Source organism: Actinoplanes teichomyceticus ATCC 31121 (assembly GCF_003711105.1).
Lineage (GTDB): Bacteria > Actinomycetota > Actinomycetes > Mycobacteriales > Micromonosporaceae > Actinoplanes > Actinoplanes teichomyceticus.
The window spans coordinates 2,374,194-2,386,878 of the sequence record NZ_CP023865.1 but is presented as its reverse complement, the minus strand read 5'-3'; the positions used below and the strand labels follow the sequence as shown (position 1 = coordinate 2,386,878).

The window sequence follows — 12,685 nt, the reverse complement described above, 5'->3', positions numbered from 1 at the left end:
GACGGTGCAGGGTCCGGCGCCGTCGTGACCAGCGCACCGCGCATCGTGCTCTGCGGCAGCCCCAACGCCGGCAAGACCAGCATCTTCAACACGCTGACCGGCCTGCGCGCGAAAACCGGCAACTACCCCGGGGTGACGGTGTCCCGGTTCGTCGGCACGGCCCGGACCGGCCGGCTTGACCTGGTCATCGAGGACCTGCCGGGCACGTACAGTCTGGAGCCGATCAGCCCGGACGAGCAGATCATGGTGGACGTGCTGGACGGCCGGGTCGACGGCGAGCAGCGCCCCGACGCCGTGCTGATCGCGGTCGACGCCACCACGCTGCGGCGTTCGCTGCGGTTCGTCGCGCAGGTGCTCGGCCGTGGGCTGCCGGCCGCCGTCGCGGTCACCTTCACCGACGAGCTGGCCACCCGCCAGGGCGGTCTCGACCTGGACGCGTTCGGGCAGGCGCTCGGCGTGCCCGTGGTGCGGGTGGTGGGCAACCGCGGCGAGGGCATCGACCGCCTGCGGGAACTGCTCGCCGGCTGGCAGTCGTGGCCGATGCCGGTGCTGGCGCCCCCGTCCGACCCGGCCGAGCTGGACGCCTGGATCGAATCGGTGCTGACGTACGCCGCCTACCGCCCGCCCGGCCGGCACACCGTCACCCGGCGGGTCGACGCCGTCCTGCTGCACCCGGTGTGGGGCACCGTCGTCTTCTTCGCGGTGATGGTGCTGTTCTTCCAGACCATCTTCGGCCTGGCCGCACCGTTGCAGGGTTACGTCGAGACGCTGTTCGCCCGGCTGTCGGGCATGGTGTCCGAACACGTACGCAGCCCGTGGCTGGCCGGGCTGCTCGGCGACGCGCTCCTCGGCGGGGTCGGCGGGGTGCTGGTCTTCGTGCCGCAGATCATGCTGCTGTTCCTGCTGATCGCGCTGCTCGAAGGGGTCGGCTACATGTCCCGGGCGGCATTCCTGATGGACCGGGTGATGGCCCGCGCCGGCCTGGAGGGGCGTGCGTTCGTCTCGCTGCTGTCCTCGTTCGCCTGTGCCATCCCGGGCATCATGGCGACCCGGACGCTGCCGTCGTCGCGGGACCGGCTGGCCACGATGATGGCCGCCCCGCTGATGACCTGCTCCGCCCGCCTGCCGGTGTACGTGCTGCTGATCGGCCTGCTGGTGGACCCGGCGGCGCGCGTCGGGCCGTTCGGGCTGCAGGGCCTGATCATGCTGGCGATGTACCTGCTCGGCGCGGTGTCGGCGATGCTGGCCGCCTGGGCGTTCCAGCGGATCGGCCGGGGTCGTGGCGCGACGCTGCCGTTCTACATGGAGATGCCGCCGTACCGGCTGCCGACCGCCCGTTCGGTGCTGATCGCGATGAGTGACTCGGCACGCTCGTTCCTCCGCAAGTGCACGACCATCATCGCGGTCACCACCGCCGGGCTGTGGCTGCTGCTCAACCTGCCCCTGCACTCCGCCGCCGACCTGCGCGCGCACGGTGTCGACCCGGGTGACGGGACGGCCGTGACCGCGTACGCCGCCGACCACAGCTACGCGGCCGGGCTGGGCCGCCTGGTCGCGCCGGTCTTCGCGCCGCTGGGCTTCGACTGGCGCATCAACATCGCGGTGCTGTCCGCGCAGTCGGCGCGGGAGACCTTCGTCGCCACCCTCGGCCAGGTCGCCGCCGCCGAGGACCCGGAACAGCCGGCGCAGGCGTTGCGCTCGATGACGTACCCCGACGGCCCGCACGCCGGCCGGCGCGTCTTCACCGCGCCCACGATCGCCGCGCTGCTGGTCTACTTCGCGTTCGCGTTGCAGTGCATGGCCACGGTCGGCATCATCCGCCGCGAGACCGGCACCTGGAAGTGGCCGCTCGTGGCGTTCACGTACCTGACCGCCCTGGCGTGGGTGATGGCGTTCGCCGCGCACACGGTCACCGCCCTGCTGGCCGGGGGCGGCTGATGGTCCCCGTCCACCCCCAGTCCTGCCCGGGCCGCCCCGACCGGCTCCGCTGGATCCTGCCGCCGGGCGTGCTGTCCGGCACCGGCGTCGCCGCCGCGGTGCCCGCGCCGCTGGCCGCGCTGCTGCGCGACGGCACGCTGGCCGAGGTACGGGTGGAGCCGGGGGCCGTGCTCACCACCCTGGCCGCCGGGCGGGCCTGGGGCCGGGACGGCGCCCGGATCCGGTCCGCGCTGCACGCCGCCCTGGACGAACCGGCCGGCTGGACGGCGCCCGCCGACCCGCACGGCGACCAACGGCTGCATGCCGCCGCCGCGGAGCTGCTCGACGGCTCGGCCGGCGCCTTCGCCCGCTCCCACGGCGGCCGCATGGAGCTGGTCGACGCCCGGGACGGAGTCGTCACCGTACGGATGCTGGGCGCCTGCCGCGGATGCCCGGCGGCGGCGTCCACGTTGTGGCAGCGCGTCGAGGAGCAGCTGCGCCGCCGGTGTCCCGGCCTGCGCGCCGTCGTCGACGCCGGTCCGGCACGCTGAGACAGCCCGCGCCGGAGGACCGGCGGTGCGCGTCGCCACCACGAACCTCCACGGACCCGCGATCCGGACCGGCAGGGACGGCGCGCGCGGTGCCCGTGGCGGGCCGTCCTGCCGGGACTACTGTTTGACCAGCTTGCGCAGCTTGGCGAGCACCGCGCGGTCGCTGACCTTGGCGTAGGTCTTGCGGTCCGGGCCGATCAGGACCGAGAACGGGCACTGCTGCTCGTCGCCGGGCAGCTTCCTGTCCAGCAGCAGGCGGCGGGTGGCGACCTCGTAGACCCGCAGGCGCCAGCTCGCCCGGTAGAGGGCGACGGTCTCCGGCTTCGGGTCGTCGTACTTGCAGTTGCGGATCTTCGTACCGGTGCCGGTGCGGTCCAGGCAGGCGACCATCTGCACCTTGCTGGCGTCGTCGCTGCCCCACACCCGCTCGTCCGCGTCCGAGGTGCCCTCGTCCCGGAAGTAGAAGACGCGGTCCTGGTAGCGCACGTCGTCGGGGCTCTCCTTCTTCAGCAGGACCACCGGGTGCGGGGCCTTGCCGGACCGCTTCGGCGAGTCCGGGAAGTAGACGTTCTCGTCGCAGACGCGGTCCAGGTCGTCGGCGTCCTCGGCCGGGTACGAGCTGGCCTGCGGGCCCTCGTCGACCGCCTCCTCGCTGATGCCCGGGACGCCCGGGGTCACGGTGGGGAAGGCGGGAAAGTCGGAGGGCAGGCTGAACGGCAGGTCGGCGCGCCGGTCCGCGGTCGCCGGCGGGTCGTCGTCGCGGGCCAGGGCGTAGAGGCCGCCGACGGTGAGGAGGGCGACGGCGATGACGGCCGCGATGACCGCGGCGGCGCCTCGACGCGGGCCGGTGGAGGGAGCGGCGCCGGGCTGCGGCCAGCCGGCCGCGGTGTGCGGGTCGGGCGCCGGATAGGGGCCGGCGGGGTACGCGCCGGGCGCCGGATAGGGGCCGGCGGGGTACGCGCCGGGCGCCGGATAGGGGCCGGCGGGGTACGCGCCCGGAGCCGGGTAGGAACCGGCGGGGTACGCGCCCGGAGCCGGATGGCCGCCGGCCGGCGGGTAACCGCCCGGGACGGGGTGACCCGCGGGCGGTGGGTAGGCGCCCGGCTGCCCGGCCGCGGACGGGCCGGCGAAGGGCGGGGGCGGCTGCGGGAACGGGTGGGTCGGCGCGCCCGCCGCGGTCGGCCCGGAGGGCGGGAACGGGTGGGTCGGCGGTCCGGCCGGGACCGGCGGCTGCGGTCCCTCCGCCGGACGAGCCCATTCGGAAACGGCCTCCCCCGGCTGACCGACCGGGCCGCCCGCAACCACCGGGCCACCGGCAACGGCCGGGCCGCCCGCAACCACCTGGTCCTGCGGAGTGGTCGGGTCGGCGGCGGGCGCGACCGGCCGGTCCGGCGCCGCGAACGTCGGGTCCGGCAGTGGGCCGCTGGATGGTTGCGAAGTCGGCTCCGGCGTGTTGTCGCCGCCGGTGTCAGCCCCCGTGCCGGTCACGTCTGTTCCTTCCGATCGCGAAATGCCGGTCGAATGTATCGAAGGGCATCTCACCAGCCAGGAGCGGGTGGCCCCGACGGTCCGGGGCCACCCGCACGGTCACGGACGGGCGCCGGACCGGGTGCCCGCGGTGACCGTGGTGACAGCACGCCGAGCAGCCCGGGACCGAGGCCGGCGCCGACCGCGCTGGAGCTGAGCGACCCGGCGACGGCGAGCACCCCGACGTTCACCCCGAGGTACGCGACGATGAGATTCCGTCGCCGGTGCCGTGGAAAGTACAGTCCGAAGACCAGCAGACCGACCGCCAGCAGATCCATCCCGAACACTGCGATCCGGTGCATGGTGGGGGCCTCAGAGACACCTCACAGAGTGCTGTGCGGAAGCTGTCAGAGCCGGGCGACGGTACGCTCGGCCACGAACGGCAGGTCCGGCTCCCAGCCCAGCCCCGGCGTGCGCGGGACGGCGACGAAACCGTTGCGGCAGGTCACCGGCGAGGTGGTGATGTCACGGGCGTAGTACTTGTCCGAGCCGGACACGTCGGACGGCATGGTGAAGCCGGGCAGCGAGCTCAGCGCCACGTTCGCGGCGCGGCCGATGCCGAACTCGTGCATCCCGCCGCACCACACCGGCAGGCCCTCGGCGTGGGCCAGGTCGTGCGCGCGGACCGCGGGGGTGAGGCCGCCCATCCGGGACACCTTGATGTTGAGCACCCGGCCGGCCCGCAGGCGCAGCGCGGTGACCAGGTCGTCCACGTCCTCGACCGATTCGTCCAGGCAGATCGGCGTCGCCAGCGTCTCCTGCAGCTCGGCGTGCGCGACCAGGGCGCGCGGCGCGAACGGCTGCTCGATCATCAGCAGCCCGGCCCGGTCCAGCTCGCCGAACACGGCCCGCTCCGAGGCCGGATAGGCGCCGTTGGCGTCGACGTGCAGCGGGATCCGCGGGAACGCCGCCCGCACCGCCCGTACCGGCTCGACGTCCCACCCCGGCGCGATCTTGAGCTTGATCCGGTGGTATCCCTCGGCGACCCGCAGCGCCACCTGTTCCAGCAGCTCGTCGATGGTCTCCTCGATGCCCAGCGACACCCCGGCCGCCACCCGGGTCCGGGTCCCGCCCAGCGCCGCCGCCAGCGGCGAGCCGTCCAGCGCGGACCACAGCGCCCAGGCCGCCATGTCGAACCCGGCCCGGGCGAAGTGGTTGCCCCGGACCCGGCCCATCACCGCGGCCAGCTCCGCCGGATGCTCCCAGGCCGCCGCCAGCACCAGCGGCCGCAGGTGATCCCGCGCCACCGCCCAGCAACTCTGCACCGTCTCCGCGCCGTAGTACGGCCCGCTCGGCGAGGCGATCTCGCCCCAGCCGGTCACCCCGGACGCGTCGGTGACGCCGACCAGGATGTGCTCCAGCTCGTGCTTGACGTGCGAGCTGGTCCGGAAGCGGTGGATCAGCGGCAGGCGCACTCGCCGCAGCTCGACGTGCCGGATCCGGATCACGCCCGGCCCGCCCGGTGCCCGATGTGCAGACCCAGCTCGGCGGCGAGCGCGTCACGCTCGCGCAGGCGCCGTCCGGCGCCCTTGGAACTGGCGATGGTCAGGGTGGCGAGCAGGTGCAGGGCCAGCGCGATCGAGGTCGGCGAATTGACGTACGACGCGCTGCCGGCCCCCACCACGATCCGCGCCGTGGCGATCCCGGCCAGCGGCGCGTCCTCGGCATCGGTGACCAGCACCAGCTCGCCGCCGTGTCGCGCGTACGCCGAGGCCACCTCCACGGTCTCCCGGCGGTAGCGCTCCAGCGAGACGGCGACCAGCAGATCACCGCGCCGGATGTCGCTGAGCACGTCGAGCGCCCGCATCGGCGTCCCGTCCACCAGGTGCACCCCGGACAGCCCGGCGCTCAGGTCGGCGGCCAGCAGCGACGCGTAGCTCAGCGACTTGCCGTAGCCGATCAGGAACCGCCGCCGCGCCGACACGATCAGCGCCGCGGCCCGCTCGATCGCATCCTGCTCCGCGGCCCAGCGCAGCGCCTGATCGAATTCGGCCCGCTGCTGTTCCAGGACTCGCTGCTTGAGGACCCGCGCGGACCGCCGCTGCACGTTGCGGGCGAACCGGCCGGCGGGTGTTCCGGACGTGGTCACGCCGCCTCCCCGGGCTCGAACAGGTAGGCGGCCCGCCCGGGTTCGGCCTCCAGCCGGACCACCCCGACCAGCCGCGCGCCGGCCGCGAACCGCGCCAGCAACTCCTGCCGCAGCCAGGCCCGGTCAGCCGGGTCGGGGGCGGCGTACCGCTGTCCCGCCGCGACGACGATCGAGCAGCGCGCCTCCGTCGGCACCCGCACGAGCGGGGCCGGACCGGTCACGTCCGGGACGGCGCGGTCGAGGTCCCAGCTCACCACGACCCGGTCGGTGCCCGGCTCGGCGTAGAAGTCCGGCTGGAAGCCGACGCCGGTGGCGCCCAGGACGGCGAGATTGAAGTGCGCGTTGCGCAGCGCGTACGGATCGAAGACCCACCGCATGGTGCGCGCCCCGGTGCGCCGGGCCGCGGCGGCCTGGGCGTACTTGAGCAGCCGGCCCACCCCGGCGCCGCGCGCACCGGCGGCGACCACCGCGGCCTGCGAGTAGTGGTAGAGCTCGCCGCCGGAGACCGCGCTGAAACCGAAGCAGAACCCGACCAGCTCGCCGTCGCCGCGGAACGCGCCGAGCACCGTGCCGCCGTTGTCCCGCAGCCCGGCCAGCAGGCGCGGGCTGAGGCCGAACTCGGGCTCGGTGTACCCGAACACCGCGCGGTAGAGCCGGGCGCCCGCCGTCCACTCGGCGAGCCGATCCAGCTCGCGCACCGTCCAATCCATTCCGCCTCCCCGACCCGGCCCGGCCCGGTCCGACCCGCCAGGATCCGGCGTGCCAGGATCCGGCGCGCCGAAGATAGCGCGCGCATAACGGTCATCCTGACGAGATCCGGCCTCGTTGACAACGAAGTTGGCACTACTTAGCGTTCACATATGCCGTCACCCGTGGTCGCGGCGCTGCGCCGCTACACGCTGGCCGAGTCGCCGACCGGTGACCCGGCGGCTCTCGCGGCCCTGGCCGAGATGCTGGAGGCGGACGCGGCCACGGCCGGCCTGCACACCGCGCGCGAGCGCCACCCGACCGGCGATCACCTGATCTGGACCCTGCCGGCCGGCGGCGCACCGGGTGGCCCGCTGCTGTTCCTCACCCACTACGACACCGTCTGGCCGGTCGGCACCCTGGCCGAGATGCCCTGGACCCAGACCGGCGACGTGCTGCGGGGCCCAGGCGTCTACGACGCGAAATCCGGGATCGCGGCCCTGCTCGCGGCGGTCGCCGCGGCGGCGCGACCGCACCCGGAGATCCGCGTCGTGGTGGTCGCCGACGAGGAGATCGGCTCGCCCACCGCGACCGGCCTGGTCGAGGCGGAGGCGCGGCGGGCGGCGGCGGTGCTCGGGCTGGAGCCGCCGCACCCGGGCGGCGACCTGAAGACCGGCCGGCGCGGCAGCACCCGGGCCCGGATCGAGGTGACCGGGGTGGAGGCGCACGCCGCCCTCGACCCGCAGGCCGGGGTGAACGCCATCGACGAGCTGGTCGACCAGCTGCTGCGGGTCCGGCGGATCGGCGCCGGGCGGCCGGTGCTGGTCAACACCGGCGCCGTCGCCGGCGGCGGGCGCACCAACGTGGTGGCCGGTCAGGCGTACGCCGATCTGGGCCTGCGCTTCGCCGACCCGGACGACGAGCGGGCCGTGCTCGGCGAGCTGGCCGCGCTGCGGCCGGTCCGCGAGAGGGCCACGGTCCGCACCCGGCTGCTCTCGCACCGCCCGACGTGGCGGCCGGACGCCGCCGGTGACCGGCTGCTGGACCGGATCGTGGCGGTCGCGGCCGGGCTCGGACAGACCCTGAGCGGCCGCCCGGCCGACGGCGCCGCCGACACCAACACCACCGGCGCGCTGGGCCGGCCCACCGTGGACGGCCTCGGCCCGCGCGGCGGCGGCGCGCACGCCCGCACCGAGTGGGTGTCGGCGGCCGGCATCGCCGAACGGACCGCTCTGCTGACCGCCCTGATCACCGCGAGCGGCCTGTCCCGTTGGTGACTGTTCGCAGCGCGTTTCGCCGACCGCGGCCCGGGGTAAATCCGGTGAGCCGACCCTCGGGAGTGACGTCGATGCTGAACGACCACGAACGCCGGACCCTGGCCGAGCTGGAACACCACCTGCAGGGCGACGCCGACTTCGTCGCGCGGATGGCCGCCCCGGCCGGCGGCGGGTCGGAGCCGGTCTTCCCGGCCGTGCCGGTCCTGTGCGCGCTGCTGTTCATCCTCGTTCCACTGGTCATGCTCCTGTTCGGCTGGCCGGGCGTGCTGGTCGTGGTCGATCTGTTCGCCGCCGCGATGGCCATCGTCATGCTCCGCCGCCGGGCTCGTTGAGCCCCGCCGGTCCGGGCGCCCCGGAGCCGCCACCGTCGTCGGGCTGCTCTCATCCGGCCGTGCGGGCACACGACCCGCGAGGTACGCCGGGGCCTGGCCGACACCGGAAAGATCCTCAGCAGCGCGGCGCTGATCATGGTCGCGGTCTTCGCGAGCTTCCTGATCAACGCGAACCCGATCGTCAAGATGTGCGGCCCGGGCCGGCCGGTGGCGGTCGACGCCACGGTCGTACGCTGCCTGCTCGCCCCGGCCGTGATGATCCTGATCGGGCAACGGCAGTGGCGGCTGCCGGGCCCGCTCCACGCCCTGCTGCCGAAGATCTCAATCGAAGCCGACCCGGCCCCACCTACGACCGGCCGCACGGCGTCGCGTGACGCCTCTCGCGGGCGCTGGCCGCCACGCCCCGCAGCCAGCCACCGGCGCACGTCAGCATGATCGACAGCACAACACCGGGCCCAGCGCGGAACCGATTACCCACCTGAATGGCACAAGACGCTCGGAATTGCGTTGACAACCACGGCGAATATGACGTCGTCGACGGCCGAGCCGGCTTCCCAGAATGGCATGATCGAATACCGTCGAGCGCGACCTCGGCCCGGGACAATGAATTCATGCGGCAGTTATCGTTGTTCGGCAGGACCGAGCTGCAAGAAATGCGCGACCGGACCAGGTCTCGCAGGCATTCGGCCGCCGGTGACGCATTCCGCCGCGAGCACGAGTGTCGCCGCGCCTGGGGTTTGCAGCGCCGCCACGCCGACCGGCTGCGCCGAGCGGATCCGCACCACGCCGGGGCTCCGGCGGCGCCCGCCACCACCAACAACCGGACGCGGCCCGCGGATCCTCACCGCACCGCGCCCCAGACGACACCCCCCGCCAACCCGGCGCACCCAGCAGACTCCCACCATGATCGATGCGGAACAACACGCGGCATTGACAACCCGCCGCCTCGAGCAGACCGCCCCACGCCCAGGTCCGGACCGCGCGCGCCGGCGACGACCAGGGCAGCGACGACCAGACCTTGGCCGAGCGACGGGCCCGGGCACGTGTCCCGGCCTCGCAGCAGCCGTCCCATCCACAGCCCGCCGTGTCCACCCACCCACAGCCCGCCGCACCGGCCCACCCACAGCCCGCCGTACCCACCCGCTCACAGCCCGCCGCGCCGACCCGTCACCCGCCAGCCGGCGCAAGCGCAGCCGCGCTCACCACGGCCGGCGGCGGAACCACCCCGGCGGAGCAGCACCGGGCTGACCCGACGTCGTGAACGCGCGGACATCAGCCGCGCAGATCCGCCCCGTGCGGCGAAGCCACCGGTGAAAGCCACGCCAGGCGGTCCTCCGACGTAGCTGATTGCCGATGAAATCGCCGCTGCTTCGGCACTTCCGGCGACACCGCCGAGGAAGTCCCCGTGGTCTCGCTCCCGACGGTGAGATTGAAGAACGGCCGTGACCCGGCGCGCATTCGTGAACGTTCTCCCGACGCATGACGACCATGCGCGGAACCTCCCGAGGCCGTCGGACTCGGCGAATTCGCGCCGGACAAGAGGAATGATGAGCCCGAACCGAAGGTATTTCCCGTGCGGCACAGCAAAGGGTCACCTACAAACGAGCGGTGAGCAGTAATCGCGGCCACCCGACAAGCGACCACTGAACACCACTCGCGGCCACCCCGACAAGCGACCACTGAACACCACTCGCGTTCACTCCGACAAGCGACGGCTGACCACCGCTGCGTTCACTCCGACAAGCGACGGCTGACCACCGCTGCGTTCACTCCGACAAGCGACCGCTGAACGCCGCTCGCGCTCACCACACGGGCGGTCAGCCGGCGGTGATGGCGGTCGCGGTGATCACGCCCTCCGAGTCCGCGGCGCCCTGCACCGTCACCTTCGCGCCGGTGGTCAGGTCCGTCACGGTCGCGGGCACGGTGCGGCTGACCGCGGTGGTGCCGGACGCCCGTACCGTGATCGTCTCGCCTGCCGCGGTCTGCACGTACAGGATGTGGCCGTCGACCCGGGTGAGGGTGCCGGCGGTGATGCCCGGCGCCGCCGGACGGTCCGGCCCGAAGCCGGTCCCCGGGCTGGGCATCCCACCCGGCCCGGCGACGCCGGAGGAGCCGGCGGGCGCCTCGATGCCGGCCGCGCCGGAGGAGCCGGCGGGCGCCTCGATGCCGGCCCCGCCGGAGGAGCCGGCGGGCGCCGCGGTGCCGGTGGCGCCCCACCGCTTGTGCGTCTGCACCCCGCCGAGGAAGCCGCCGGCCAGCAGCACCACGCCGGCCAGCACCAGCGTGGTGCGGTTCCACCACCGCCTCGGGGCGGCCTGTGCGAGGGCGCCGGTCAGGTCCTGTTGTTCGGCCTCGGCCGGGGTGCGGGGCAGGACCTCGGTGTTGTCGTTCATGCGGAGATGTCCTCACTCGTAGCGCAGGGCGTCGATCGGCCGCAGCCGGGCCGCGCGGGCCGCCGGCAGTCCGCCGAAGAAGAGTCCGATGAGCACGGAGACGCCCAGGGCGAGCGCGACCGAGCTGGGTACCACCACCGGCTGCACACCGGCGATCTCGAACCGGCTGCCGATCAGCGCGGCGGCCACCCCGAGCCCGCCGCCGACGACGCTCAGCAGCGTCGCCTCGATCAGGAACTGGCTCAGCACCACCCGGCGGGGCGCGCCGAGGGCCTTGCGGATGCCGATCTCCCGGGTCCGCTCGGTCACCGTGACCAGCATGATGTTGGTGATGCCGAGGCCGCCGACCAGCAGGCTGATCGCGGCCACCGTCCCGAGCAGGGCGGTGAACGTGTCGGCGGTCCCGGTCTGCGTCGCCAGCAGCTGGGCGGCGTTCTGGATCCGGTACGCGGCGGTCCCGTCGTCGGTCGCCGGTACCCGGTGGTCCAGGATGGTGGCGATCTCGCTCTCCACGGTGTCCACCCGATCGGAGTCACGGGCCTCGACCAGGATCGAGCTGAGCGGGCCGTACCCGGCGAGGACCTGGCGGACCGCGGAGATCGGCGCGACCGCGGTGTCGTTGGCGTCGGCGACACCGCTGGAGCTCCTCTCGTCCAGCACCCCGATCACGGTGAACAGCGCGCCGCTCACGGTGACCTGCTCGCCGACCGGGTCGACGCCGCCGAACAGCTCCTCGGCGACGGTCTGACCGAGCACCACCACCCGGCGCGCCTGCGCCTGGTCGTCGGCGGTGAACAGCGCGCCGGTACGGACCGGGAAGTTCGAGGCGCCGAACCAGTCCGGGGTGGTGCCGACGAACGAGCCGACGTCGTGGTCGCTGCCCTCGTAGGTGAGCGTGGCGGGCGTGCTGACCACCGGCGACACCGATCTGACGTCGGGGGCGAGCACCGGGTCGTGCAGCGCCTCGGCGTCCTGCAAGGTGAGGCCGCCACCCCGGCTGGTGCTCAGCACGGTCAGCGTGTCGGTGCCCAGCGCGGAGATCCGCTCGGCGACCGAACGCGCCGAGCCGTTGCCGACCGCGACCAGCAGGATCACCGCGGCCACGCCGATCAGGATGCCCAGCATGGTGAGCGCCGAGCGGAGCTTGTCGGCGGCCAGTCCACGCAGCGCGGAACGGACGATCTCGGCGAGTCTCATGCGGCGTGCCGCCCGAGGCGGTGCTGCCGGACGTCGGCGACGATCCGCCCGTCCAGCAGCCTGATCAGCCGGTCCGCGCGGGCGCCGACGTCCGCCTCGTGGGTGATCAGGACGATGGTGCGGCCGACCGCGTGCAGGTCGTCGAACACACTGAGCACCTCCTCGGTCGCGTGGCTGTCCAGGTTCCCGGTCGGCTCGTCGGCGAGCAGCAGGGCCGGTTCGGTGACCAGCGCCCGGGCGATCGCGACGCGCTGCTGCTGGCCGCCGGAGAGCCGGTTCGGCTCGTGGTCGGCGCGGTTGGCGAGACCGACCACGTCCAGGGCGAACATGGCGCGCCGGCGCCGCTCGGCGGCGCGCATCCCGCAGTACGTCAGCGGCAGCTCGACGTTGGCCACCGCCGACGTACGCGGGATCAGGTTGAACGCCTGGAACACGAACCCGATCAGCCGGTTGCGCACCAGCGCGAGCTGGCTGTCGCCGAGCCGGCCGACGTCCACGCCGTCGAGCAGGTACGTGCCGCTGGTCGGCGCGTCCAGGCAGCCGAGGATGTTCAGCAGGGTGGACTTGCCCGACCCGGACGGCCCCATGACGGCCACGTAGTCGCCGCGGTCGGCCCGCAGCGACACGCCGTCGAGGGCGCGTACCGCGGTCTCGCCCTCGCCGTACACCTTGGTCAGGTCACGGACGTCGAGGACCGGCCGGGTCGCCCGCATGG

Annotated in this window: 13 protein-coding genes; 5 read left to right on the top strand and 8 right to left on the bottom strand. The window is 74.0% G+C overall.

Annotation, left to right across the window (positions count from 1 at the left end):
* Positions 1–24 precede the first annotated feature (24 nt).
* Together feoB and ACTEI_RS10745 are read left to right on the top strand one after the other, a co-directional pair.
* Positions 25–1,938, top strand: coding sequence for a ferrous iron transporter B (gene feoB, locus ACTEI_RS10750; RefSeq protein ID WP_239082305.1), 1,914 nt, complete (start codon positions 25–27; stop codon positions 1,936–1,938).
* On the top strand, positions 1,938–2,468 hold the full coding sequence (locus ACTEI_RS10745) for a NifU family protein (protein WP_122977517.1): 531 nt from the start codon (positions 1,938–1,940) through the stop codon (positions 2,466–2,468). Before feoB ends, ACTEI_RS10745 begins: the two co-directional genes overlap by 1 nt.
* Before the next feature lie 117 nt (positions 2,469–2,585).
* Here ACTEI_RS10745 and ACTEI_RS10740 read toward each other — a convergent pair whose 3' ends face one another.
* From ACTEI_RS10740 to ACTEI_RS10720, 5 genes are read right to left on the bottom strand one after another with little or no spacing between them, the layout of a single operon-like run.
* Positions 2,586–3,956: a hypothetical protein gene (locus ACTEI_RS10740; RefSeq protein ID WP_122977516.1), complete on the bottom strand. Its 1,371-nt coding sequence runs from the start codon at positions 3,954–3,956 to the stop codon at positions 2,586–2,588.
* Positions 3,957–4,006: 50 nt separating this feature from the next.
* Positions 4,007–4,297, bottom strand: a complete 291-nt coding sequence (locus ACTEI_RS10735) for a DUF4956 domain-containing protein (RefSeq protein ID WP_122977515.1) — start codon at positions 4,295–4,297, stop codon at positions 4,007–4,009.
* A gap of 45 nt (positions 4,298–4,342) precedes the next feature.
* Positions 4,343–5,443 carry an o-succinylbenzoate synthase gene (gene menC / locus ACTEI_RS10730; protein WP_122977514.1) on the bottom strand — a complete coding sequence of 367 codons (1,101 nt, stop codon included), beginning with the start codon at positions 5,441–5,443 and terminating at the stop codon, positions 4,343–4,345.
* Positions 5,440–6,084, bottom strand: coding sequence for a MurR/RpiR family transcriptional regulator (locus tag ACTEI_RS10725; protein WP_122977513.1), 645 nt, complete (start codon positions 6,082–6,084; stop codon positions 5,440–5,442). Before ACTEI_RS10725 ends, menC begins: the two co-directional genes overlap by 4 nt.
* A complete protein-coding gene (locus tag ACTEI_RS10720; protein WP_239082307.1) occupies positions 6,081–6,782 on the bottom strand; it encodes a GNAT family N-acetyltransferase in 702 nt (233 codons plus the stop codon). Before ACTEI_RS10720 ends, ACTEI_RS10725 begins: the two co-directional genes overlap by 4 nt.
* Before the next feature lie 162 nt (positions 6,783–6,944).
* Between ACTEI_RS10720 and ACTEI_RS10715 the strand changes: the two genes are divergently transcribed.
* From ACTEI_RS10715 to ACTEI_RS10705, 3 genes are all read left to right on the top strand, one after another.
* On the top strand, positions 6,945–8,048 hold the full coding sequence (locus ACTEI_RS10715) for a M20/M25/M40 family metallo-hydrolase (RefSeq protein ID WP_122977511.1): 1,104 nt from the start codon (positions 6,945–6,947) through the stop codon (positions 8,046–8,048).
* A 71-nt stretch (positions 8,049–8,119) separates the two neighbouring features.
* Positions 8,120–8,380, top strand: a complete 261-nt coding sequence (locus ACTEI_RS10710; protein ID WP_122982057.1) for a DUF3040 domain-containing protein — start codon at positions 8,120–8,122, stop codon at positions 8,378–8,380.
* A 51-nt stretch (positions 8,381–8,431) separates the two neighbouring features.
* On the top strand, positions 8,432–8,815 hold the full coding sequence (locus ACTEI_RS10705; protein WP_122977510.1) for an MMPL family transporter: 384 nt from the start codon (positions 8,432–8,434) through the stop codon (positions 8,813–8,815).
* A gap of 1,382 nt (positions 8,816–10,197) precedes the next feature.
* Here the strand turns inward: ACTEI_RS10705 and ACTEI_RS10700 are convergent.
* The 3 genes from ACTEI_RS10700 to ACTEI_RS10690 are packed head-to-tail and all read right to left on the bottom strand — an operon-like array spanning position 10,198 to position 12,683.
* Entirely contained in the window at positions 10,198–10,773 is a 576-nt protein-coding gene (locus ACTEI_RS10700; RefSeq protein ID WP_122977509.1) for a hypothetical protein, read from the bottom strand.
* 12 nt (positions 10,774–10,785) lie between these two features.
* Positions 10,786–11,970 carry an ABC transporter permease gene (locus ACTEI_RS10695; RefSeq protein WP_122977508.1) on the bottom strand — a complete coding sequence of 395 codons (1,185 nt, stop codon included), beginning with the start codon at positions 11,968–11,970 and terminating at the stop codon, positions 10,786–10,788.
* A complete protein-coding gene (locus ACTEI_RS10690; RefSeq protein ID WP_122977507.1) occupies positions 11,967–12,683 on the bottom strand; it encodes an ABC transporter ATP-binding protein in 717 nt (238 codons plus the stop codon). Before ACTEI_RS10690 ends, ACTEI_RS10695 begins: the two co-directional genes overlap by 4 nt.
* Positions 12,684–12,685: the final 2 nt, after the last annotated feature.